General features: G+C 77.4%; 5 protein-coding genes. All 5 read left to right on the top strand.

Going from position 1 to position 26,128, the window contains the following annotated elements:
• Positions 1–123: 123 nt before the first annotated feature.
• Positions 124–2,157 (top strand): alpha-ketoacid dehydrogenase subunit alpha/beta, encoded by a 2,034-nt coding sequence (locus AB0D08_RS17185; RefSeq protein ID WP_233289358.1) that lies wholly within the window; start codon positions 124–126, stop codon positions 2,155–2,157.
• The gene (locus AB0D08_RS17180) at positions 2,154–17,213 is read left to right on the top strand and encodes an amino acid adenylation domain-containing protein (RefSeq protein WP_359889582.1); all 15,060 of its coding nucleotides are present in this window, start codon (positions 2,154–2,156) and stop codon (positions 17,211–17,213) included. Before AB0D08_RS17185 ends, AB0D08_RS17180 begins: the two co-directional genes overlap by 4 nt.
• On the top strand, positions 17,210–24,424 hold the full coding sequence (locus AB0D08_RS17175; RefSeq protein ID WP_359889580.1) for a beta-ketoacyl synthase N-terminal-like domain-containing protein: 7,215 nt from the start codon (positions 17,210–17,212) through the stop codon (positions 24,422–24,424). Before AB0D08_RS17180 ends, AB0D08_RS17175 begins: the two co-directional genes overlap by 4 nt.
• Positions 24,425–24,518: 94 nt before the next feature.
• Positions 24,519–24,758 carry a phosphopantetheine-binding protein gene (locus AB0D08_RS17170; protein WP_033825422.1) on the top strand — a complete coding sequence of 80 codons (240 nt, stop codon included), beginning with the start codon at positions 24,519–24,521 and terminating at the stop codon, positions 24,756–24,758.
• Positions 24,755–26,116 (top strand): beta-ketoacyl synthase N-terminal-like domain-containing protein, encoded by a 1,362-nt coding sequence (locus AB0D08_RS17165; RefSeq protein WP_359889577.1) that lies wholly within the window; start codon positions 24,755–24,757, stop codon positions 26,114–26,116. The genes AB0D08_RS17170 and AB0D08_RS17165 overlap by 4 nt, the downstream gene beginning before the upstream one ends.
• The last annotated feature ends 12 nt before the right edge of the window (positions 26,117–26,128 follow it).

Raw genomic sequence — 26,128 nt, 5'->3', positions numbered from 1 at the left:
GACCGGTCCGAAAGGACCAGCCGGAATTACCTCAGCACGAGCGATGGTCCCTTATCCGTGGCGCCGCCAGAATTCCTTTGTACCCAAGCCGGGTTGGAATCCTGAAGACCGTGGAGACATGCCGTGCCCGACGCTGCTCCGGTTGCGAAGACGAAGAAGGCCAAGAATTCCCAGGACGTGCCCGCGCAGGCAGGCGGATCCCGGACCGGAATTCCCCGGGAACGCCGCCGGGCGTTCCTGGAGCAGATGATGCTGTCCCGGGAGTGCGACCGGCGTTCCGGGATCGTCCTGCGCCAGGGCCAGGCCTGGTTCCACATCTCCTCGGCCGGCCACGAGGCCCTCGCCGCCGTGTGCGAGCTGCTGGAACCCCGGGACCTGATCTTCCCGCACTACCGTGACCGGACCCTGATGCTGGCCCGCGGCATGGACGCCGAAGGACAGGCCAGGGACCTGATGGCGAAAGCCGGATCGCATTCCGCGGGCCGCAACATGAGTTCCCACTTCAGCCACCGGCCGGGAAATGTCTTCTCGCTCGCCAGCCCCACCGGGAGCCAGTGCCTCCCCGCCGCCGGCGCCGCCTGGGCATCCGATCTGCGGAACGAGGGAAAGGTCGTCGTCTGCTCCATCGGTGACGCCTCGACCCGGCAGGGCGAATTCTTCGAGGCGCTCGCCTTCGCCGTGGAACGCAGTCTCCCGGTCCTGTTCCTGGTCTCCGACAACCGCTACGGCATCAGCACCCCGACCGAGGCACTCTCCCCGCAGCGCCTCGGCCTGCTGCCGGAGGCCGTCACCACGGTGGTCGACGGCTCCGACCCGGACGCCGTGCACGCCGCCGCCGCCGAGGTGCTGCCCGGCATCCGGGGCGGCCGGGGCCCGGCCGTGCTCTGGTGCCGGCTGGACCGGCTCGACTCCCACACCTCCTCCGACGACCAGCGCCTCTACCGCTCCGCGGCCGAACTCGCCGCCATGGCCGACCCGGTGGACCTGTTCACCCGCCGCCTGGAGGCCGAGGGCACGGTCGCCGCGGGCTGGGCCGACCAGGTCCGGGCCCGGCTCGCCGACGAGGTCGAGCAGATCTTCGACCGCGTCGCCGCCGAGCCGACCGGCGACCGCACGGCCGTCCTGGACCACCTGTTCGCCGGACCCGCCGAGCAGCCCGCCGCCCCGGCCGACACCCGCCCGAGCGGCGGCACGATGGTCGAGGCGGTGAACCGGGCGCTGCGCACCGGACTGCACGACCACCCCGAACTGGTCCTGTTCGGCGAGGACATCGAGGACCCCAAGGGCGGCGTCTTCGGCTTCACCAAGGGCCTCGGCGAGCTCGCCGGACCGCGGATGACCAACTCGCCGCTGGCCGAGGCGACCATCGTCGGCGCCGCCGTCGGCCTCGCCGCGGTCGGCATGCGCCCGGTGGTCGAGCTCCAGTTCGTCGACTTCGCCGGCCCGGCCTGGAACCAGATCGCGTCCCAGCTGACCACCCTGCGCTGGCGGACCGCCTCCAGCTGGCGCTGCCCGGTCGTCATCTACGCACCCTGGGGCGGCTACCTGCCCGGCGGCGGCATCTGGCACAGCCAGAGCAACGAGAGCCTGTTCACCCACCTGCCGGGACTGCGCGTGGTGGTGCCCTCCACCCCGGAGGACACCGAAGCGGTCTTCCTGGAGTCCTTCGAAGCCCCCGACCCCACGCTGATCCTGCTGCCCAAACACCTGATGCGGCGCCCGTACCCGCCCCAGCCCGCCCCGGCGCCCGCCCGCGGCGCCCGGCTGCTGCGCGGCGGCACCGACGTGACCGTCGCCACCTGGGGCAACGGGACCGAACTCGCCCTCGAGGCGGCCGGCCGGCTGGCCGCCGAGGGCACCGAGGCGGAGGTGATCGACCTGCGCTGGCTGACCCCGCTCGACCGCGAGGCGGTCGCCGCCTCGGTCCGGCGCACCGGCCGGCTGGTCGTCGTCCAGGAGGACAACCGCACCAGCAGCTTCGGCGCCAGCGTCCTCGCCGAACTCCTTGCCGGTGACGACGAGTTCTACTCCCTCCTGGCGCCGCCCCGGCTGGTCGCCCGGCCCGATGTCCACATTCCCTTCCACCCCGACCTGGAGAGCGCCGTGCTGCCCGCGGCGGACGACGTGGTCGCGGCCGTCCGATCGGTGCTGGCATGAGCGAGAAGAAGACCCCGACCACCACGCTGACCGTCCCGCGCCTGGGGGAGGGGATCGTCGAGGTCCTGATCCTGCGCCTGCTGAAGCAGCCCGGCGACCTGGTGGCCAAGGACGAGCTGCTGTACGAGATGGAGCACGACAAGGCCGCCGTCGAGATCGAGTCGCCGGTGGCCGGCCGGCTGCGGACCTGGCTGGTCGAAGAGGGTGCCCGGCTGCCGATCGGCGGAGCCGTCGCCGAGATCGAACCGGTCACCGCCGAGGGCGGGCCCCAGGCCCCCGCGCCGGGCGGCCCGGCCACCGAGGCCGGACCGGCCCAGGGCGCGTCCGCCGCCGGACTGCCCGGCACCATCCCACCCGGCACCGTCCGCATCCCGCCGAGGACCCGGGCGCACGCCCGCCGGCTCGGCCTGGACGAGGCGGTCCTGCCCACCGTCCCCGCCCGGGGCCGCAGCCTGCTGCCGGCCGACCTGGAACGGTTCGTCGCGGACGGCCGCACCGGCGAACCGACCCCCGCCGTCCCTGTCCCCGCCGCTCCTGTCCCTGCCGCCGCGGAGCCGGTGACCGCCGCCGACTACACCGACGTGCCGGTCAGCCCCCGCCAGCGGGAGCTCAACCGGGCGCTGCGGGCGGGCGCCGGGGACGTGGTGCCCGCCGTGGTCGCCACCGAGGTCCCCGAGCGGGTCCTGGCGGACGCGCTGCGCGCCCACACCCGGACCCACGGCGCCGGGTTCACCACCGCCTTCCAGGTCTTCGCACGGCTGGCGGCCCGGGCCGCGGCAGGTTTCCCCGCACTGCGCACCCGCCGCCTCCCCGACGACCGCCTGCGGATCTTCGACCACGTCGACCTGGGCATCGCCTGCGCCACCGACGACGGCGACCTGACGGTCGGGGTGGTGCGGCGGGCCGACCGGCTGGACGGCGCCCGGTTCGGCGAGCGGTACACCGACGCCGTCGAACGGGCACTGAACGGCGAGTCCCAGGCCGACGGCCGGGTGACGCTGATGCTCTCCCACCTCGGCGACGGCGGCGCGACCTTCGCCGTCCCGGTGGTCGTCCCGCCCGCCGCCGCCACGCTCTTCCTCGGCGCGCCGTCCGACGGCGGGGCGAAGCCGGTCCGACGCCTGGTCCTGGCCTTCGACCACACCGTGTTCAACGGGCAGGAGGCCGCCCGGTACCTGGAGGCCGTACGGGACGAGCTGGCCCGGGCCGGGGCTCCCGACGACGACCGGCAGCCCACCGCGCACCGCGGCGGCGCGGGCGGCGACCAAGCTTCGCGCGGCACCCTGGAGCGGCTGGTCGAGCTGGCCACCGAGGTGGCCGGCGAGCCGGTGGACCCCGATCGCCCACTCGGCGAGCAGGGCTTCGACTCGACCAAGGCACTGCGCCTGGTCCGGGACACCGGCCGGGCGTTCGGCACCACGCTGCCCGCCACCGCCATCTGGCGGTACCCGACCCTGCGGGCCCTGGCCGGCCGGCTGCCCGCGGCCGCGCCGGACCTGGACCTGCCCGCGGAGGAGCAGGTCCAGGAGGCCGAGGAGCCCCGGGCCGGGGAGGCCGGGCCGGGGCCGTCCGACGACGACATCGCCGTGATCGGGATGGCCTGCAAGGTCCCGGGCGCCGACGACGTGGACGGCTTCTGGACCCTGCTGGCCGACAACGGCTGCCGGATCGCTCCGGTGCCCGCCGACCGGTTCGCCGGGTCCGTACCCGAGGGGCTGCGGGCCGGTCTGCTGGACCGGATCGACCTGTTCGACGCCCCGTTCTTCGCCGTGACCCCGCGTCAGGCCGCCGCCATGGACCCGCAGCAGCGCACCCTGCTCGAACTGAGCTGGCAGGCGCTGGAGCACGCCGCCCTCAACCCCGACGACCTGGCCGGCACCCCGGTCGGCGTGTTCGCCGCCGCCTGCAGCTACGACTACCGCGAGCAGCTGGTGGAGAACGGCGCGGCGGACGGCTACGCCACCGTGGGCACCTTCCCGGCCTTCCTCGCCAACCGCATCTCGCACACCTACGACTTCACCGGGCCGAGCATCACCGTCGACACCGCCTGCTCCGGCGCCCTGACCGCGCTGTCGCTCGCCGAGGCCGCGATCCGCGCCGGGGACTGCGAGATCGCCCTGGCGGGCGCCGCCAACCTGCTGAGCAACGGCTTCAACCACCGGGCCTTCCAGCGGGCCGGCATGCTCTCCCCGAACGGCACCAGCCTGGTGTTCGACCGTGCGGCCGACGGGTTCGTCCGCGGCGAGGGCGCCGGCTGGGTGGTGCTCAAGCGGCTCGGCCGGGCCGTCGCGGACGGCGATCCCGTCCTCGCCGTGCTGCGCGCCACCGCGGTCAACCACGGCGGCCGCGCCACCGCCCTCACCGCACCCAACCCGCGCGCCCAGAGCGCCCTGATCCGCACCGCGCTGGACCGTGCAGGGCTGCGCGCCGGTGACCTGGGCTTCCTGGAGGCCCACGGCACCGGCACCCCGCTCGGCGACCCGATCGAACTGGACGCCGTCCGCGAGGTCCTGGAGGGCGACCCGCAGGGCCCGCCCAGCGCCGCGGCCGGCCCCCGGGGACGGCTGTGGGTGGGCTCCGCCAAGGCCAACATCGGGCACCTGGAAGGCGCATCGGGCCTGGCCGGGCTGGTCAAGGCCGTGCAGGTGCTGCGCCACGGCGTCATCCCCGGCACCCCGAACTTCGGCGAGCTGAACCCGCACATCGACCTCGCCGGCACCCCGCTCACCGTCGCCGACCGCGCGGTCGACTGGCCGCGCCCGCCCGGCGCCGCGCCCCGCCGCGCCGCCGTCAGCGCGTTCGGCTTCGGCGGGAGCAACGCCCACGCCGTCCTGGAGGAGGCACCGGCGCTCGACGGTGCCACCGCGGGAGCGCCCGCCGGGCCGCTCGCCGTCCCGCTGTCCGCCGCCACCGCCGGGTCGCTGGCCCGGCTGGCCGGTGACCTGGCCGACCGTGTCACCCGGGAGCCGGCCGACCTGCGGCAGATCGCCTGGTCGCTGCAGAGCGGCCGCCGGGCGCTGGCCGAACGGGCCCTGCTCGTCGTCCGCGACGTCACCACGCTGGCCGCGGCCGCCCGCGCACTCGCCGCCGGGGAACCCCACCCGGCGACGGCCACCGCACCGCACCCCGCCGCCCTGGACCTGCTGGACGAACCGGCCCGCCGGCCCCTGCTGGCCTGGCTGTCCGGCGCCGCCGCGGACTGGGCCGCGCTGTGGACCGACGGCACGCCGCCCCGGCGGATCCCGCTGGTGCCCTACCCGTTCGACCGGAAGCAGTACTGGCTGCGCGGTGAGCGGCGGACGGACCCGCAGGCCCCCGCCCTCGCGGCCCCCGCGGCGCCGGCGGGGGGACCGGAGGTGACCGAGCTGCCCGCCGGGCACCCGCTGGCCCAGCACACGGTGGGCGGCCGCGCGGTCGCCCCCGGCGCCCTGCTGATCGACGCGCTGGCCGGTGGCGGGCCGGTCGCCCTGCGCGGCGTACGGTTCCTGCGCCCGGTCCCGTTCGAGGACGGGGTGCGGCTGGAGCGGACCGCCGACGACGGCCACGGCCGCACGGTGCTCACCCTCGCCCACGACGGGCACGTCCACGCCAGGGCCGCCGCCGACCCGGACAGCCCCGACTGCCTGGTGCCCGACCGCCGGGCGCTCGCCGACGCCGTCCCGGTCGACCTGCCCGCGATCCTGCGCCGCAACGGCATCGAGGTCGGCCCCGCCTACGCCGCCGTCGGCGACCTGCGACGCTCGGGCGACTGGGCGGTCGGCCGGATGACGCCGCCGCCCGGCGACGCACCCACCCGCCGGGTCGGCTGGCTGGACGCCGCCCTGCAGGCCGCCTGCGCGCTGACCGAACCGGGGCGCCCCCGGATGGCCGCCGCCGTCGGCCGGATCGCCTGGACCGGCGAGGTGCCGGACCACGCCGAACTGGTGCTGCACCTCGTCGAGGACAGCCCCGCCCAGACCCTGGTCGACCTGCACGCCATCGCCGACGGGCGGGTCGTCCTGCGGGTCGGCGGCCTGCGGCTGGTCGCGCTCCCCGCCGACGGCCGTCCGGCCGGGGCCACCCGGTCCGAGGACGGGCCGCTGCGCCTGCTGGCGCCGGTCTGGGCGGAGGAGCCGGCCGCCGTCGACGCGGTGGCGGCCGGGCGCACCGCCGTCGTCCTGCTGCACGACCGGCACACCGCGGGCCTCGCCGCCCACCTGGCCGCCGACGGCCCCGACGGCCCGGCAGGCGGGCCGGTCACCCCGGTACCGGTGGGCGCCGACGGCGTCGACCGCGACCGGCTCGCCGCCGCCGTGCACGCCGCCGTGCTCGCCGCCGCCGGAGCGCCGCTCACGGTGGCCCTGCTGGTCGGCGGCGCCCGGTGGACCGAGGACAGCTCCGGCACGGCCGCCCTGCGCGGCTGGCTGACCGCGCTGCTGACGACGGCCCAGGAGCTGGCCGCCCGGACCGCACCGACCGGGGTGCGGCTGCTGACCACCGGCCTCGCCGCGCCCGACGGCGGGTCCGCGCCCCCCGGCGCCGCGCTCCAGGGAGCCCTGCTCGGCGCCCTGCGCACCCTGCCGCTGGAGCTCGCGGGCGTCACCGCGGCCGCCGTCGACCTGCCGGCCGACGCCCTCGGCCGGGACGGCCAGGACCCCGGAACGGCCGAGGTGCTGCGCCGTGCGCTGGAGGAGCCCTGCGGCCGGACCGTCCCGCTGGTCGCGCTCCGGGGCCGGCGCAGGCTGCGCCAGGTGTTCACCGAGCGGGAGGTCCCCGGGGGCGCCCGCGGTTTCCGCGAGGGCGGCGCGTACGTCCTGTTCGGCGGCGCCGGCGGCATCGGGGCCGAGGTGGCCCGCCACCTCGCCACCGCCTACCGGGCCTGCCTGGTGCTGGTCGGCCGGTCGGCCGAGAGCGACCGGGTCCGGAAGCTGCTGGACGACCTGCGGGCGGCCGGCGGCCGGGCCCGCTACCTGGCCGGTGACGTGACCGACCCGCAGGCGGTGGCCGCCGCGCTGGACGACTGCCGGACCGCCTTCGGCGAGCCCGACGGCGTGCTGCACAGCGTCGGTTCGGTCAGTGACGGGCTGCTGACCGGCCTCGGTCCGGCCGACATCGACCACGTGCTCGACACCAAGGTGGCCGCCGTCCTCACGCTGCGCCGCGCCCTGGCCGGACGGCCGGGCACCGCCCTGGTGCTCTTCTCCTCCGTCGCGGGCCTGTTCGGCAGCGTCGGCGGGCTCAACTACGCGGCGGCCAACGCCTTCCTCGACCACTACGCGGCCGCCGTCGACGGCGACGGCGGCCTGCTCGCCCGCAGCTTCGACTGGGGCCTGTGGCGAGGCACCGGCCTCGCCCGGCAGTACGCGGCGCACGTCCGGCGGCAGTACCCCGGACTGACCGACTTCCTACCAGAGACAGGGGTGGCCGCCTTGGAAGCGGGCATGACCGGCACCGATCCGCAGACCGTCGCCGTCGGCGGCGACCCCGAGCCGCTGCGGGCCCTGACCCGGCCCGCCGCCGACCCGGCGCACCGGCTGGAACGCTACGCCCGCGGCGCGCTCGCCCGCCGGATGGCCGACCTGGGCCTCGACCGCGCCACCGCCCGGGCGGGCACCGCGGCCGCCGCCGACCTGCTGGGCGTCGTCCCCGAGCACCACCGCCTGCTCGCCGCGGTCCTGGACCTGCTGCGCACCGAGGGCCCGGAGGTCCCGTCCGGCGCCGAGCTGACGGCGGCCCGCACCGCGCTGCTGGCCGACCACCCGGACCTGCTCGGGCACCTCGACCTGCTCGACCTGGCGCTCGCCGCCTACGGTCCGGTGCTGCGCGGCGAACAGCCCGCCACCGCCGTGCTGTTCCCGCGCGGCGACCTCGGCGCGGTCTCCGCGATCTACAGCGGCAACCGGCTCTTCGACCCGGTGAACCGGAGTGCCGCCGAGGAGCTGGCCGCCACCGCCGCCCGACTGACCAGGGCGGGCCGCCGCCCGCGGATCCTGGAGATCGGCGCGGGCGTCGGCGGGACCACCGCCGCCGCGCTGGCCGCGATGGCCCGCCACGGCGTCACCGACGCCGAGTACGCCTACACCGACGTCTCCCGGGCCTTCCTCCAGCACGGCCGCCGCCGGTTCGGCGAGCAGGTCGAGCCCCGGCTGCTGGACATCGAGAAGAGCCCCGAGGGCCAGGGCTTCACACCCGGGCACTACGACCTGGTCGTCGCCAGCAACGTGCTGCACGCCACCCGCGACCTCACCCGGACCCTGCGGCACGTCGCCGAGCTGCTGGCCCCCGGCGGCCGACTGCTGCTGGTCGAGATCACCGCGCCCGCCGCCGTCTACACCCTCACCTTCGGCCTGACGGACGGCTGGTGGCGCTACGTCGACGCGCAGTACCGGCTGCCGCACGGCCCGCTGCTCGACCCCGACCGCTGGCGGGCGCTGCTCGACGCGGGCGGCTGGCGGCTCGGCGGGGTCGACCACCTGCGCGACGCACCCGGCTGCGTCGCCCTGCTGGACTGCCATGCCCCGGCGACCGCGGACGACCCGGCGCCCGCTGACGGCCCGGTACCCGCCCTCCCGGCGACCGGCGAGGCCGGCGCGGCCACGGCCGGCGGCCGGACCGCCGACCGGCTGCGCGAGATCGTCCGGGACCTGCTCGGCGATCCGCAGGCCGCCGTCCCCGGGTACCTGCCGTGGCAGGAGCTGGGCATCGACTCGCTGCTCAACATGGAGCTGGTCACCACCGTCTCCCGGGAGTTCGGTGCGATCTCCGCCACCGCCCTGTTCGAGCACCGGACGGTCGACGACCTGGCCCGCGCCCTCGACGACCGGGCCCGTCCGGCCGCCCCCGCCGCCCCCGCCGCCCCCGCCGCCCCCGCGGCACCGGCCGCCCCCGTCGCGGCCGCCGACCCCGAGCAGCTGCTCACCGAACTGACCGGACTGGTCGCCGACCTGACCGGCCAGCACCGGGACCTGATCGACCACGACACCGACTTCCCCGGCATCGGAGTGGACTCCCTGCTCAACGGCGAGTTCACCGGCGCCCTGCGGCAGCGCTTCACCGACCGGCAGATCCCCTCGACGGTGCTGTTCGAGCACCCGACGCTGCGCCGGCTGGCGGGCTGGCTCGAGGCACCCCCCGCCGCCGGGGCCGCCGCCGGTACCACCAGCACCGGCACCAACTCCCTCACCGACACCGCCGCTGTGACCCGTCCGGCCCGTCCGGCCCACCCGGCCCGTCCGCAGGCCCCGGCCGTCGCCACCGGCGACCCCGGGCGCCCGGCCGTCGCCGTCATCGGACTGGCCGGCCGCTACCCCGGCGCCGACGACGTCGACGCCTTCTGGCAGCTGCTCTCCCGCGGCCGCACCCCCGTCACCGAGGTCCCCGCCGACCGCTGGGACTGGCGCACCGCCCGCACCACCGGCGGCGGCTACGCCCGCTGGGGCTGCTTCCTCGACGGCTGGGACCGCTTCGACCCGGAGCTGTTCCGGATCACCCCGCGCGACGCCGCCGTGATGGACCCCCAGGAACGGCTCTTCCTCGAGGTCTCCTGGGAGGCCTTCGAGACCGCCGGGTACAGCCGCCGCACCCTGGCGGGCGCCGGCGGCGGCCCCCGGGTCGGCGTCTTCGCCGGCGTCACCGCCAACAGCCACCTGATCGCCCAGCACCAGGCCCGGCTGGCCGGCGCCGACAACCCGGAGTACGCCGTCACGGCGGCCGCCTCGGTCGCCAACCGGGTCTCGCACGCCCTCGACCTGAGCGGCCCCAGCATGACCGTCGACACCATGTGCTCGTCCTCGTTGACCGCGCTCCACCTCGCCTGCCGGGCCGTCCAGGACGGCGAGGCCGACCTCGCCCTGGCCGGCGGCGTCAACCTCTACCTGCACCCGGACCGCTTCGCCGGCCTCTGCGCGCTCGGCATGCCGTCCCGCGGCGACCGGACCCGGGCGTTCGGCGCCGGCGGCGACGGGTTCGTGCCGGGCGAGGGCGTCGGGGCCGTCGTCCTCAAGCGCCTCGACCTCGCCGAGGCCGACGGCGACACCGTCTACGCGGTGATCCGCGGCACCGGGCTCAACCACGGCGGCGGGACCGGCGGGTACACCGTGCCCAACCCGCTCGCGCAGGCCGCCCTGATCGGCGCCACCCTGGAGCGGGCCGGCCTCGACCCCGCCGGGATCGGCTACGTGGAGGCCCACGGCACCGGTACCGAACTCGGCGACCCCATCGAACTGCGTGCCCTGGCACTGGCGTTCGGCGGCGACCGGCCCGCCACCGCCGACGCCGGACTGCGGATCGGCTCGGTCAAGTCCAACATCGGCCACGGCGAGGCCGCGGCCGGTGTGGCCGGCCTCACCAAGGCCATCCTCCAGCTGCGCCACGGCCGGCTGGTCCCCACCCTGCACGCCGAACGGGCCAACCCGAAGCTCGACCTCGACGGCACCCCGCTGATCGTCCAGCAGCGCGCCGAGCCGTGGCCGCGGCTCCACGACGTCGACGGGCGGCCGCTGCCGCGCCGCGCCGCGGTCAGCTCGTTCGGCGCCGGCGGGTCCAACGCCCACGTCCTGCTGGAGGAGTACCGGCCCGCCGACCGGACCGGGAGGCCGCACGGCCCCGTCGTCCTGCCGCTCTCCGCCCCCGACCCGGAGCGGCTGCGCACCCTGGCCGCCCGGCTCGCCGACGCGCTCGCCGCCGGCCCCGGCGCCGAGACCCTGCTCGGCGGCGAGGCCACCCTCGCCGACCTCGCCCGTACCCTGCGGACCGGCCGCGAGACCTGGACCCACCGCGCCGCCGTCACCGCGTCCGACCCCCGGGGGTTGCGCGCCGCGCTCACCGCCCTCGCCGAGGGACGGCACCACCCGGACCTGGTGACCGCCGACACCACCGTCAGCGCCGAACCCGCGGCCACCGCCTGGGTGACCGAGGGCCGGCTGCCCGAACCGGCCGCCCCGGGCCGCCGGGTGGCACTGCCGACCACCCCGTTCGCCCGCCGCCGCTGCGCCCTGCCCGACCCCGGCGGCCAGGACCGGGCCGACGGCACCCCGGTGGACCTGCCGCTCGCCGACACGGTACGGATCCCCGGTGCCCGGACCGTGACCGCCGCACTCGGCCGGGCCTCCCGCTGGGTGGCCGACCACGTGGTCGACGGCGTGCCGCTGCTGCCCGGGGCCTTCCACCCCGAGCTGGTCCACGAGGCCCTGCTCACCGCCGGCCGGTCGCCGTACCGGCAGGTGATCCGTGACCTGGTGTGGCCCGCGCCCGCCGCGGGTCTGCCGATGACGGTCCGCGCCGAGCTGGCCGAGCCCGACGCCGACGGCTGCCGACGGTTCCGGATCGAGGCGGGCCCTGCCACCGGCCCGGCGGCGGCCGCCGCCGAAGGCTGGACCGAGCCGCGCACCACCGACCCGGTGCAGCCCTCCCTGCAGTACCGGATCGCCGACCTCGACCGGCACCTCACCACCGGGACCGACACCGAGGCCTTCTACCGGGCCTTCGCCGACCACGGCTTCGCGTACGGGCCGCTGTACCGCACCGTCCGCCGGGCCGTGCGCAGCGGCGAGGAGACCACCGCGGAGCTGCGGCTGCCGCCCGGCGAGGACGGCGACGGCCGGCAGGTGCTGCACCCGGCCCTGCTCGACGGCGCCTGCCAGAGCGCGGCGTTCCTGCTGCTGGCCGAGGACCCCGCGGCCCGGCGCCGCTACCGGCCGATGGCGGTCGACCGGCTGACCGTGCACGGCCCGGTGACCGGCGCCGCGTACGTGCACAGCCGCCGGGTCCGCGCCGACGAGGCCTCCGGCCTGCACGTCTTCGACCTCCGCCTGGTCGACCCCGCCTCGGGCCGGGTGCTCGCCGAGGTCGAGGGCTTCCGGATCAGGACCGAGCTGCGCGACACCGCCGCGACGCCCGAGCGGGCGGCAGTGCCGGAGACCGCTGCCCCCGCCGGGCGGTCCGTCGCGGCCGACGAGCCGGCGCCGCCGGTGGCCGCCTACCGGCTCGGCTGGGCGGACGCCCCCCGTCCCGCCGCCACCCGCCCGGGAGGCACCCTGTGGACCGTCGGTGACGGTGCGCTCGCCCCCGGCCTGGCCGCGCACCGCGCCGCCCACCTCACACTCGCCCGGGCCGGTGACACCACCGCGCTGGCGGAGACCGCGGCCCGTACCGGCACCCCGGACACCCTCCTGGTGGACCTCACCGGGAGCCTGCCCGGCCTCGGCTTCGGCACCGAACCGCTGACCGCCGGCCGACTCGGCCCGGCCTGGACGGGGTTCGGCTCCGGAGTCATCGACGGGATCTTCGGTCTGCTGCGCGGCCTGGTCCGCAGCCGCGCGCTGGACGGCAGCCAGGTGCTGCTGGTCACCGAGGCGGAGCAGGACGGCGAACCGGCGCCCGCCGTCCGCGCGCTGCACAGCCTGCTGCGCACCGTGGCGGGGGAGACCGGCCGGCTGCGCCTGCGGCTGGTCACCCTCGACGCCGGTGCGGCAGTGACGGGGGAGCTGCTCGCCGAGCTCGGCACCGGGCCCGTGGCGGGCGAGGAGTGGATCCGGCTCGGTGCCGACTCCCGGCGCCGGCGCGCGGTCCTGACGCCGCTGCCGCGGACCGGAGACCCGCTGCGGTCCGGCCTGCCGGGCGAACTGCTCGACCCGCACGGCAGTTACCTGGTGGTCGGCGGCGCCGGCGGACTGGGCCGGCAGCTCGCCGCCGCGCTCCGGGCCGCCGCGCCGACCGCCCACCTGATCCTGGTCGGCCGCTCGGCCCCGGACGAGCAGCTGCTCGCCGAGCTGCGCGGGACCGGGACGGGGACCGTCGACCAGTACCGCTGCGACGTGACCGACGTCGAACAACTCACCTCCCTCGCTGCCGGGTTGGAGCGGTCCGGGACCAGGCTGCGCGGCATCTTCCACACCGCCGGGGTGCTGCGCGACGGCTTCCTACGCGGCAAGACCCCCGAGGCCATCGCGGAGGTGTGCCGGGCGAAGGCGCTGGGCGCCGTCGCGCTGGACGCCGTGTTCGCCGCCCACCCGCTGGACTTCTTCGTCCTCGCCTCCTCGCTGGCCAGCCTGGTCGGCAACCAGGGGCAGTCCGACTACGCCTTCGCCAACGGCTTCCTGGACGGCTTCGCGGCCACCCGGGCCCGCTGGACCGAGCGCGGCCTGCGCCACGGCCGGACCCTCTCCGTGGGGTGGCCGGTCCTCGCCGGCGCCGGCATGGCGCCCGAACCGGCCGCCCTCGGGTACCTGACCGACACCTACGGCCTGCGTCCGCTCGCGGCGGACGCGGCGGTCCGCGAGATGTGGCCGCTGCTGGCGTCCGCGCTCGGACCGGACCGCAGCCACGCGGCGCTGGTCGCGGGGGACCAGGACCGCTGGTCGCAGGCGCTCGGCGTGACCGACCCGGCCCCGGCCGTCCGGGCCCCGGCTCTCGCCGTCCCGGCTGACGCGCAGGCCGCGCCCGCCCCGCAGGCCGGGCCCGCCGACCTGCCGCCGCTGGACACCGCAGCCGGGCTCCCGCGCCCCCGTACCGCGGTGCTGCGCTGGCTGGCCGAACGGGTCGGCCGGGCGATCGGGGTGCCGGCCGCCATGATCGGCCCGGACCGCCCGCTGGTCGAGTACGGCGTGGACTCCATCGCGGTGATGCGCCTCAGCAGGCTGCTGGAGGACGACCTCGGCCGGATCCCGCTGGCGGTGCTGCTGGACAGCGCCACCCTCGGCGAGCTGACCGACCGCCTGCTGCGCGACCACGGCGCCCCGCTCACCGCCGCCGTCGGAGCCGACGACGACCGCACCCCGGCCCCGGACCGCGAGACCGCCCACGCGACCGCCACCGGACCCGCCCCCCACACCGCGGCGCACCCCGGCGACCCCGTCCGCAGCACCGGGACCGCGCAGCAGCCCGGCGCCGCCGTACCGCTGCCCGACCGCCTGATCGGGATGTGGACCTCCGACCAGGCCGCCGCCCCGCTCGCGCCCTACAACATCTCGCTGGCCTGGCACCTGCCCGGCGTCGACCGCGCCGCCCTGCGCCTCGCCCTGGCCGACCTGGTGGACCGTCACCCGGTGCTGGCCTGCTCGGTGCGCCCGCACGACGGCGAGCCGAGCTTCGTCCCCGCCCCGGCCGCGCCCGGCCTGCTGGAACGGTCGCCCGAACCCGGCCAGGACCTGGCCGCCGCCCTGCGGCAGGAGGCCGACCGGCGGCTCGCCCTGTCCACCGAACCCCTGCTGCGAGCCGTGCTGTGGACGGACCCGGACGGGCCGGTCCTGCAGCTGACCACCCACCACGTCGCGGTCGACGGCCGCTCGGCCGAGCTGCTCGGCCAGGACCTGGCCGCGCTCTACGCGGCCCGGACCGGCACCGGCACCGCCCTGCCGCCGGCCGTCCCGTTCGCCGCCGTCCTGCGCCGCGAGCAGGAGGAGACCCGGCGCACCCGTACCGAGGACGAGGAGTTCTGGACCGCACGGCTGGCCGGGCTGCGCGCCGACGGGCCCTTCCCGCAGGCAGCCGCCGGTGCGGCCGGCGCCCACCGCGAGTACCGGCTCGGCACCGACCTGTCCGCGCTGCTGGCGCGGACCGCGCGCAGTGCCGGGGTGACCCCGTTCACCGTGCTGCTGGCGGCCTTCGCCGCCGCGCTCGGCCGGTCGACCGGGCACCGCTCCTTCCTGGTCGCGGTCCCCACCTACGGCCGGGTCTCGGCCGAGGAAAACACGGCGGTCGGATGCTTCGTCAACTCCGTCCCGCTGCGGGTCCGGCTGGACCCGGACCGGCCGGTCGGCGCCTGGCTGACCGAGCTCCACGAGGAGGTCAGGGGCGCGCTCGCCCACGCCGCGACGCCCTACCCCCGGCTGGCCGAGCTGTGCCGGGCGGCGGGCGGCGACCGGGCCGTCCCCGCGGTGACCTTCGCCTACCAGAACTGGCTGCGCGGCCCGGCCGCCGCGGACCTGGCCGGCTTCGGCCCGCACCGCTACCGGCGCGGCCAGCGCGGCCACTTCGACCTCGGGCTGGAGATCACCGACGGACCCGCGGGCCTGGAGGTGCTGGCCAACCACCGCACCGCAGCGCTGGACGGCACGGCCGTCGACGGACTGGTCGAGGAGCTGCGCCGGCTCGCGGTCGGCGTCTCCCGCGAGCTGCCCGGCGGCACGGTCGGCACGCTGCTGGACCCGGCGTCGGCCACCCTGGTCGGCCGGTTCGCCGACAGCGTCCGACGGCACCCGCACGCCGCCGCCGTCGAGGACCGGGAGGAGACCCTGAGCTACGCCCGGCTGGACGAGCTCTCCGACGCGGTGGCCCGGCAGGTGGCCGCCCTCGCGGCACCCGGCGAACCCGTCGCGGTCCTGATGCACCGCGGTGCCCGGCTGCCGGCCGTCCTGCTCGGCATCCTCAAGAGCGGACGCCCCTACGTGCCGCTGGACGACTCCTACCCGGCCGACCGGCTGCGGATGGTGGTGGAGGGCGCGGGCTGCCGGCTCGCCGTCGCCGACCGGGACCTCGCCGCGCTGCTCCCGGCCGGACTGCGGGTGGTCCCCGCCGACGAGGCCGCCGCATCCGGCGACGGTGCCCCGACCGGCCCGGCCGCCGCGACGGACCCCGCACCCCGGCCGGGCGACCCGGCGTACCTGATGTTCACCTCCGGGAGCACCGGTAGGCCCAAGGGCGTCGCCGTCACCCACGGCAACGTCGTCCACACCCTGGACGCCATCGCCGCCGCCACCGGCACCGGCGCCGACGCCCGGCTGCTGGCCGTCACCACGGTCTGCTTCGACATCTCGGTGCTGGAACTGTTCATGCCGCTGCTGACCGGCGGCACCGTGGTGGTGGCCCGCCGGGCCGACGTCATCGACGCGAGCCGGCTGGCCGGCCTGATCGCCGAACGGTCCGTCACCGTCCTCCAGGCCACCCCGGCCGGCTGGCAGCTGCTGCTGGACGGCGGCTGGCCCGGCGCCCCCGGCCTCACCGCCCTGTGCGGCGGGGAGGCACTGCCGCCGAACCTGGCCACCGCGCTGGCGGCCCGGACCGGCAGCCTGTGGAACGTCTACGGGCCGACCGAGGCCACCATCTGGTCCACCATCGCCCGGGTGACGGACGGCTCCGCCGTCCACCTCGGCGACCCGATCGGGGCGACCGACCTGGTCGTCACCGAGGTCGACGGCACCGCCGAACCGGCCCCGGGCGAGCCCGGCGAGCTGTGGATCGGCGGGCCCGCGGTCGCCCAGGGCTACTGGCAGCGGCCGGACCTGACGGCCGAACGGTTCACCGCGCACCCGAACCGCCCCGAGGGCGGCGGCCGCTACTTCCGCACCGGAGACCTGGTGCGCCGCGACGGACAGGGCCGGCTGGTCTTCCTCGGCCGGGCCGACAGCCAGGTCAAGATCCGCGGACACCGGGTCGAGCTCGGCGAGATCGAGTCCGTGCTGGGGACCCACCCCGGCCTGGCCCGGGTCGTCCTGACGCTGCGCGGCGAGGGCGCCCTGGCCAAGCTGGTCGCGGTCGCCGTCCCCGCCCGCGGCGTGCTCCCGCCCGGCCTGGACGAGCTGCGCACCTTCGCCGCCGCCACGCTGCCGGCCTGGATGCTGCCCGACCGGCTGGTCACCACGGCCGACCTGCCCCTGACACCCAACGGCAAGGTGGACCGCAAGGCCGCCGCCCTGCTCGCCGGGGCGCCCGCCGGGTCGCGGCGGGAGACCGCCGCCGACGGCGGCGTCCGGACGGCGGAGCCCGGCCCGGCGGCCGGCCCGGAGGTACGGAGCCTGGTCACCACCTGCTGGGCCGACCTGCTCGAACTCGACCGGGTCCCCGCGGACCGGCGCTTCTTCGACCTCGGCGGCAACTCGCTGCTGCTCGGCCGGCTGCACGCCCGCCTGGCCGGCGCCTTCCCCGGCGCCGCCCTGGAGGTCGCCGACCTGTTCGCCCGCCCCACGCTCGACGACCAGGTCGAGCTGATCGGCGCCCGGCTGTCGCCCGCGCAGCCGCCCGCCGCCCCGGAACCGCCCGCAGCCCCGGAACCGCCCGCCCCCGCCGACCGCACCCCGTCCGCCCGTCCGTCCCGCCGCGAGGTGCGGCGCGCCCTTCGACTCGGAGACGACCACCGATGACCCACGACCACCAGCCGGCCGCCCGGGCCGACGATCCCGACGCGGTCGCCGTCGTAGGCCTCGCCTGCCGCTTCGGACCCGCCACCTCCGCCGACCGGCTCTGGGAACTGCTGGAGCAGGGCCGCAGCGGCATCCGCCGCTACTCGCCGCAGGAGCTGGTCCGGATGGGCCACGACCCGCAGCTGGTCGCCCGCCCGGACTTCGTCCCGGCCGGCGTGGTCCTCGACGACGCCGACGCCTTCGACGCCGAGTTCTTCGGCTACAGCCCGCTGCACGCCGAGTGGCTGGACCCGCAGCAGCGGATCCTGCTGGAGACCGCCTGGCACGCGATCGAGGACGCCGGCTTCGCCCCCGACCGCACCGGCCTGCGGACCGCCGCGTACGTCTCGGTCGGCCAGCCGACGGTGCCGCCGGTCGGCATCACCGAGCTGGACGCCGCCGGGATGATCCGGTTCTCCTCCGCCGACAAGGACTTCGCCGCCAGCCGGATCTCGTACAAGCTCGGCCTCACCGGTCCGAGCCTGACCGTGCAGTCGGCCTGCTCCAGCGCCCTGGTCGGGGTGCACCTGGCCGTCGAGGGCCTGCTAGGCGAGGAGTGCGACCTGGCCGTGGTGGCGGCCGCCTCCCTGCACTTCCCGCAGGCCGGCTTCCTGGCCGCGCCCGACATGATCCTCTCGCCGAGCGGCGAGTGCCGGCCGTTCGACGACGACGCCGACGGCACGGTCTTCGGCAACGGCGCCGGTGCGCTGGTGCTGCGCCGCCTGGCGGACGCCGTCCGCGACGGCGACCCGATCCGCGCGGTGATCCGCGGCAGCGCGGTCAACAACGACGGCGCCCGCAAGATGGACTACCACGCACCCTCCCCGGAGGGGCAGGAAGCCGTCCTGCGCGAGGCGCTGGCCGTCGCGGGCGTCGACCCGCACTCCGTCGGCTACCTGGAGACCCACGGCACCGGCACCCACCTCGGCGACCCGGTCGAGTACGCCGCCCTGGACCGGGTGTACGGGGGCACCGGGCGCGCTCGCCCAGCCGCCATCGGCTCCGTCAAGAGCGTGGTCGGGCACCTCAACACCGCCGCGGGCCTCGCCGGGATGGCCAAGGCGATCCTCGCCCTGGAGCACGCCACCGTGCCGCCGCAGGCGCCCTTCCGGACCCCCAACCACCGGCTCGCCACCAGCGGCGGTCTGACCGTCGCCGCCCGGCAGGACGGCTGGCCGGTGCCCGACGGCCCGCGCCGGGCCGCCGTCAGCTCCTTCGGCATCGGCGGCACCAACGCCCACGTCGTCCTGGAACAGGCCCCCGACCCGCGGCCCGCCCGCACCGCCACCACCGAGCCGCACGCCTTCCCGCTCTCCGCCCGCACCGAGGACGCGCTGCGGGAACTGGCCGCCGCCCTGGCCGACGCCCTGGACCGCCCCGACGCCCCGGCGCCCGCCGACACCGCCCACACCCTGCACACCGGCCGCAGCCACCGCGCCGTACGCGCCGTGCTCCCCGCCCGTACCACCGCGGAGCTGGTCGACGGCCTGCGGCGGCTCGCCGCGCAGGGCCCCGCCGCCCACGCCGACGGGGCACCGGAGCCGTACCTGGCCTGGGTCCGGGGCAGCGGCGACCTGCCCGCCACCACCGCCACCGCCGACGGGACCGCGCGCCGGGTCCGGCTGCCGGGCTACCCCTTCGCCCGCCGCCGCTGGGAGCGCCCGGGCCTCCCGTCGGCCGCCGCCACCCCGACCGCCACCACCCCGATCGCCGCCACCACCCCGGCGGCCGACTCCCCGGACGCGTTCGCACGGACCGTCGACCCGGCGGACCCGGTCGCCGCCCACCACCTGGTCGGCGGGGTGCCGGTGCTGCCCGCCGCCGCCCAGATCGACCTCGCGCTCACCGCCGCCGCCCGTACCCTCGGCCACCCGGCCGGCGGACTCGCCGACCTCTCCTTCCGCCGCACCGTCGACGTCCTGGCGCCGGTCGGGCTCCGGGTGGAGGTCGACGGCGGCCGGGAGGGCGCCGTCCGGGTGGTCTCCCGGGAGGTCCACGCCCAGGCCCGGCTGGTGCCGGACGCCCCCGCCCGGCCCGCCCCCCTCGACCTCGCCGCGCTGCGCCGCACCCACCCCGACTCGGCCCGCCCCGAGGAGCTGTACCGGTACTTCACCGACCACGGCGTCGGCTACGGCCCGGCCTTCCGGGTGCTGCGAGAACTGCACCACGGCCCCGACGGCGTCCTCGCCCTGGTCGCCGCCGCCCCGGAGTCGGTCGACGGCACCACCGTGTCGCCCAGCGTCCTGGACGGCGCCCTCCAGTCGGTGATCGGCTGCGTCCTGCGCGAGGACCTGGGCGGCGAGACCTTCATCCCGTTCGCCGTCGACGAGTTGCTGGTGCACGGCCCGCTGCCCGCCCGGACCTGGGTCCGGGTCACCCCGCAGCGGCTGGCCGGCGGCGGCCGCCGGGTCCGCAAGTACGACGTGACGGTCGCCGCCGAGGACGGCACGGTCGCCCTGACCCTGCGGGGACTCGCCCTGCGCCCCACCACCGGCGCCGACCCGGCCGTCGCCGCGCCGGCCGCCGTACCCGCGGGCATCCACCTGTTCGCCCCCGTCGAGGAGCCGGTCGCCCCTGGCACCGGCGCGGCCGCCGGCCCGCTCGTCGTGATCGGCGGCACCGCCCTGGACGGCACCGCCCTGAACGGTGCCGACCTGACCGGCGCCGACCTCGTGCTCGCCGACCCGGCGGACCCCGAGGCCGCGGCCGCCCTCGGCGCGGACCTGGCCGCCCGGCTCCCCGAGGGCACCCGGCCCACCATCGTCTGGGCCGTCGCCACCGGCCGCCCGCACCAGCACCCGGCCCCCGGCGCGGCCGCCGCCGACACCGGACTGCGGGTCCTCGCCCTGCTCCGCGCCCTGCTGCGCCCGCTCGCCCGGCGCGGCGCCCACCTCGTCGTCCCGTACCCGGCCGACTCCCCGTCAGGACGGACCGCCGGCAGCGGCCTGGCCGCGCTCGGCCGCTCCCTGACGGGGGAGAACCCGCGCTTCGAGCTGACCGCCGTGGCCCTCGCCGACGCCGCCTCCGGCGCCGGACTGCGCACCGCGCTCGCCGCCCTGGCGGACCGGGTGCCCGCCGCCCGGCAGCTCACCGTGGCGGCCGACGGCACCCTGTCGACCACGGCACTGGCTCCGTTCACCCCGGCGGCCGGCGCCGGCCCGGCCTTCCGCCGCGGCGGCCGCTACTGGATCCACGGCATGGGACGGCTGGCCGGCCTCCTCGCCGGGCACCTGCTCGACCGGTACGCCGCCCACCTCGTGCTCACCGGCCGCTCCGCCGCCGACGGTGCCCGGGGCGAGGAACTGCGCGCGCTGGCGGACCGCGCCGCGCAGGCCGGCGGCTCGGTCGAGTACCGGCAGATCACGGGCGACGACCCGGCCGCCCTGCGGACCGCCGCCCGGGCCATCGCGGCCGCCGGCCCGGCCGTCGACGGCGTCCTGCACTGCGCCGGGGTGCTGCGCGACGGCTACGTCCTGCGCAAGACCACGGCCGACGCCCGGGCGGTGATCGACGCCAAGCTGGCCGGCGCGGCGGAGCTGGACGCCGCGACCGCGGACTGGCCGCTGGACTGCTTCGTGGTGTTCTCCTCGGTCTCGGGCGCCCTGGGCAGCCCCGGCCAGGCGGACTACGCCTTCGCCAACGCCGCCGCCGACGAGCTGGTGCGTGCCCGCGCCGGGCGCGGCGGCCCCGGCAGGTCGCTCGCGGTCGCCTGGCCGTTCTGGGCGGACGGCGGGATGCGGCCCGACGGCCCGGCCGAGGAGGTCCTCGGCACGCTCGGCATGCGGGCCCTGCCGACCGCCGACGGTCTCACCGTCCTGGAGACGCTGCTCGCCGCAGGGCCCGTCACCCCGGTGGTGCTGTGCGGCGAACGCGACACCCTGCTCTCCGCCTTCCCGCTGCTGTCGGCCGAGGCACCCGCCCGGCCGGCCGCCCCCGCAGCGGCCGCGGTGGCGGGTGGCGCCGTCGCGGAGGTCCTGCGCGGCCGGCTGGCCGCGGTGGTGGCCGAGGCGACCCGCGCACCGCTGGCGGACGTCGTACCGGAGCGGCTCTTCGACGACCTGGGCATCGACTCGCTGCTGGCCATCCGCGTGGTCGAGCTGCTGGAACAGGACTTCGGGCGGCTGTCCAAGACCCTGCTCTTCGAATGCCGTTCGGTCGCCGAGCTGGCCGAGTTCCTGCTGGAGGAGCACCCCGAGCGGTGCGCCGCGCTGGCCGGCGCCCGGGGCACGGAACCGGCCCCCGCTCCCCCCGCTCCCCCCGCTCCCCTCGCTCCCGCCGTCCCGGCGGCCGAGGCTCCCATGACCGCGACCGCGACCGCGACCGTGACCGCGACGAGCGGGTCCGCGGCCGACGACCGGGCGGTCGCCGTGATCGGCGTCGCCGGACGGTTCCCGCAGGCCGACGGCCTGGACCAGCTGTGGGAGAACCTCAAGGCCGGCCGCGACAGCATCACCGAGGTCCCCGCCGACCGGTGGGACGCCGACGCCCTCTACGACCCCGACCGCACAAAGGTCGACCGGACCCACACCAAGTGGGGCGGATTCATCGACGGGGTGCAGGACTTCGACGCGGCACTGTTCAACATCTCGCCGCGGGAGGCGGGGATCATCGACCCGCAGGCCAGGCTGTTCCTGGAGAGCTGCTGGGCGGCCCTGGACGACGCCGGGTACACCCCCGACCGGCTGGTGTCCGCCGAGGACCCGGTGCACCGGCGCGACGTCGGCGTCTTCGTCGGCGCGATGTACGGCGAGTACCAGCTCCACGAGGCGGAGGAGCGGCTGCGCGGCAACCCCGTGCTGGCCAACAGCGCCTACTGGTCGATCGCCAACCGGGTGTCGTACTTCTTCGACTTCCAGGGCCCCAGCGTCGCCGTCGACACCGCCTGCTCCTCCGCGCTGACCGCCGTGCACCTCGCGGTCGAGTCACTGCGGGCGGGCAGTTCCAAGGTGGCGATCGCGGGCGGTGTCAACGTCCTCATCCACCCCAACAAGTACTTCATGCTCGGGCAGGGACGGTTCGCCTCCAGCGACGGCCGGTGCCGCAGCTTCGGCGCCGGCGGCGACGGCTACGTGCCGGGCGAGGGCGTCGGGGCCGTGGTCCTCAAGCCGCTGCGCGACGCGCTGCGCGACGGCGACCACATCCACGCCGTGATCCGCGGCAGCTCCGCCAACCACGGCGGCCGCACCAACGGCTACACCGTGCCCAACCCGAGGGCGCAGGCCGACCTGGTGACCAAGGCGCTGCGGGACGGCGGCCTGACCGCCCGTGACCTCGACTACCTGGAGGCGCACGGCACCGGCACCTCGCTCGGCGACCCGATCGAGATCCGCGGCCTCACCTCCGCGTTCGCCCGGGACGGCGTCAAGGGGCCCGGCAGCCTGCCGATCGGCTCGGTCAAGTCCAACGTCGGCCACCTGGAGTCGGCCGCCGGATCGGTGGCCCTCGCCAAGGTGCTGCTCCAGCTGCGCCACCGCACCCTGGTGCCCTCGCTGCACGCCACCCCGCCGAACCCGGAGATCGACTTCGACCGGGTCCCGTTCGGCGTGCAGCAGGAGCTCGGCCCCTGGCGCACCGCCGACGGCTCGACGCGGCCGCTGCGCGCCGGGATCAGCTCCTTCGGGGCCGGCGGCGGCAACGCGCACCTGGTCGTCGAGGAGGCACCGGCCCAGGCCGCGCCCGGCGAGGCCGGGCAGCGCGAGCCGCTGGTGCTGTTCCTGTCCGCCCGGACCACGACGGCGCTCGCCGCCTACGCCCGGGACCTCCGGGACCACCTGCGGCGCAGCCGCTCCGCGGGGGCGGAGCCCCGACCGGCGGACGTCGTCCTCACCTTCGCGGTCGGCCGGGTCGACCTGGCCCGCCGGGCCGCGCTGCCGGCCGACTCGCTCGACACCCTGCTGGCCGGCCTGGACGAGGTGGCCGCGGGCCGTACCCCCGCGGCACCGGGCGGCGAGGAGGTGGCCTCCTGGCTGGCGGGCGGCCGGATCGACCGGGAGGCCGCCTGCGGAGCGGCCCGCACCGGCCGTCGGACGCCGCTGCCGCACTACCCGTTCGAGCGCGTCCGCTGCTGGTACGACCTGCAGATCGCCCACCTGCACAAGCAGGGGCTGGGCAGCGCCGGGCAGGAGCCCGAGTTCGCCCGCGGCCACCTGCGTGACTTCGGCCTGGACCCTGCCGCCACCCGGCCCGTCCGGGCGCCCGAGCCGGCCGCCCGCCCGCAGCGCCCCACCGCCCCGGCGGCGCCGCCGGTCCAGGCGCCCGCCCTGACCCTGCGCGGCACCGGTACGCCGGCCGCCCGGGTACCGACCGCTCCCGACACCCTGGAGAACCCACCGATGACCAGCGACCGCAAGATCTCCCTCCGGCCGCTGGCGCCGTCCGCCCCGGCGGCGCCCGTCCCCGTCCCCGTGCCCGTCCCGGCCCCCGCGTCCGCCCCCGCCCGGCGCCCGGCCACGCCGCCTCCCGCCACCGGGCCCGCCCCCGGCCACGGGAGTGCAGCGGCCGAGGAGGTCACCCGGACCGTCGCCGGGCTGCTCGCCGCGGTGCTGTACCTCGAACCGGCCGAACTCGACGTCGAGGAGACCTTCCTGACGCTCGGGGTGGACTCGATCCTCGGGGTGGAGTTCGTCGCCGCCGTCAACTCCGCCTACCCGGTGGACGTCAAGGCGACCGCCCTGTACGACCACCCCACCCCCGCCGCCTTCGCCCGACACGTCGCCGCCCTGACCACGGCTGCCGGCCCGGCCGCCACCACGGTCACGGCCGCGCCGGCGCCCGCCCCGGCCCCTGCCCCGCAGACGGCGCGCGGCGCGGCCGACCCCGCCGTGATCGCCGCCGCCCTGCGCGAGGAACTGGCCCGCACGCTGTACTGCGAGCCCGCCGACCTCGACGACGAGGCGAGCTTCAACACGCTCGGCCTGGACTCGATCCTCGGCGTGGAGTTCGTCGCCTTCGTCAACCAGGCGTACGGCCTGGACGAGAAGGCGGGCGTGCTCTACGACCACCCCAGCCTCGGCGCCCTGAGCCGCCATGTCGCCGCGCTGACCGGTGCGGTGGCCGTCGCCCCGGCACCCGCCGCCCCCTCGGCCGCCGACCTGGACGCGCTCCTCAGCGCCGTCCGCGACAACCGGCTGACCATCGAGCAGGCACTGACCCTGCTGCCCCGCCCGAGCTGACCCGGGCCCGGCACCGCACCTGATCCGCACCCCGTCCCACCGCACCAAGTCCCACCGCAACCCCGTCCCACCGCACCCGAAGAGGAACCAGACCATGACCACCGACGAGATATTCGCCGTCGTCCGCCGCAACCTCCTGGAGGTGCTCCCCGAGCTGACCGAGTCCCAGATCACGCTCGACCACAGCATGCGTGACCTCGGGGCCAACTCCATCGACCGGATGGACGTGGTCATCGCCACCCAGGACGACCTCGGCGTCCGGGTCCCCGCCGAGACGCTGACCCGTGCCAACGACCTGCGCTCGCTGGTCGCGGTCCTGAGCGAGCACGTGTGAGCGCGGGCGTGCCGGACCGGCCGGTCCCCGCGGTGGCCGTCACCGCGGCCGCCGTCCTCGGGCCGCTCGGCGACCGCCTGGCGGACTTCACCGCGGCCCTGCTGGCGGGGCGCAGCGCGGTGACCCTCCCCGCCGGGGCCGACCCGTCCGGCACGCCCGATGGCATGGTGCTGCCCGTCGCGGCCCTCGGGCCGTTCGGCGTCGCCGAGTGGGCCGAACGGCACCTCCCGGACGACCCGGAGCGGGCCGCCCTGCTGCGCCGGGTCGCGGGCCGGGCCGCGCTGCCCGCCCGTACCGCGGCCTGCGTGGCGCTGCGCGCGCTGGCGGACGCCGGGCTGGCGCCGCCCGGCCGGGCCGTCGAGCCCGCCGTGGCCGGGGACACCGCCCTGCTGGTCGCCGGCAGCAACCTGGCCCTGGCGCACCAGGCGGACACCGTGCTCGGCCACCAACGTGCGCCGGGCCGGCTGCGGGCCTCGTACGCCCTGACCCACCTCGATGTCGACGTGGTCGGTGCCGTGAGCGAGGTGACCGGGGTCCGGTCAGAGGGCTGGGCGGTGGGCGGGGCGTCCGCCAGCGGCTCGATCGCGCTGCTGCAGGGCGCCCGGATGGTCGCCGCCGGCTGGGCCGAGCGGGTCCTGGTGGTCGCGCCGGTGGCGGAACTGTCCCCGGTGGAGGCGGAGGCGTTCCGGCGCACGGGTGCCATGGCGTACGAGGCACTGCGCGCGGAGCCGGCCCGGATGTGCCGGCCGTTCGACCGGGACCGGCAGGGTTTCGTCCGGGGCGAGGGCGCGGCGGCCGTCGTGCTGGAACGGCCGGCGGCGGCGCGGGCCCGCGGCGCGGAGATCCTGGCGGAGGTCGCCGGGTACGGGCAGCGGCTGGACGCCCGACGCGGCACCGAGCCGGATTCCGGTGGCCAGGTGGCCGCGATGCGGGCGGCGCTGGCGTCGGCCGGACTGGCGGCGGACCAGGTCGACTACGTCAACGCCCACGGCACCGGTTCGGTGCTCGGCGACCGGACCGAGGCCGACTCGCTGCTGGAGGTCTTCGGCGCCCGCCCGTCCCTGCGGATCAACTCCACCAAGCCGCTCACCGGTCACTGCCTGAGCGCCGCCGGGCTGGTCGAGGCGGTCGCCGTCATCGCCCAGCTGCGGGCCGGCGCCTGCCACCCCAATCCCAACCTCGCCCGGCCGCTCGACCCCCGGCTGCCGCTGGTCGGCACCCGCGCCGAACGCCGCCCGCTGCGCACCGCGCTCACCAACAGCTTCGCCTTCGGCGGCATCAACGCCTCCGTCGTGCTGCGGCTGCCCGAGGCGGCCGGCCCGGCCGCCGTACCAAGCCCTGACCCTGTCCTTTCCTGAGGGAGAACACCC

The organism is Kitasatospora sp. NPDC048540, from assembly GCF_040651175.1.
Classification (GTDB): Bacteria; Actinomycetota; Actinomycetes; order Streptomycetales; family Streptomycetaceae; genus Kitasatospora.
Note: the sequence above shows the minus strand (reverse complement) of the source record. Positions and strands in the feature narration are given on the sequence as shown.

Bases quoted from the DNA above. Each gene is read 5' to 3' on its own strand.
- AB0D08_RS17180 (WP_359889582.1), top strand. From the start codon at position 2,154: ATGAGCGAGAAGAAGACCCCGACCACCACGCTGACCGTCCCGCGCCTG.
- AB0D08_RS17175 (WP_359889580.1), top strand. From the start codon at position 17,210: ATGACCCACGACCACCAGCCGGCCGCCCGGGCCGACGATCCCGACGCG.
- AB0D08_RS17170 (WP_033825422.1), top strand. From the start codon at position 24,519: ATGACCACCGACGAGATATTCGCCGTCGTCCGCCGCAACCTCCTGGAG.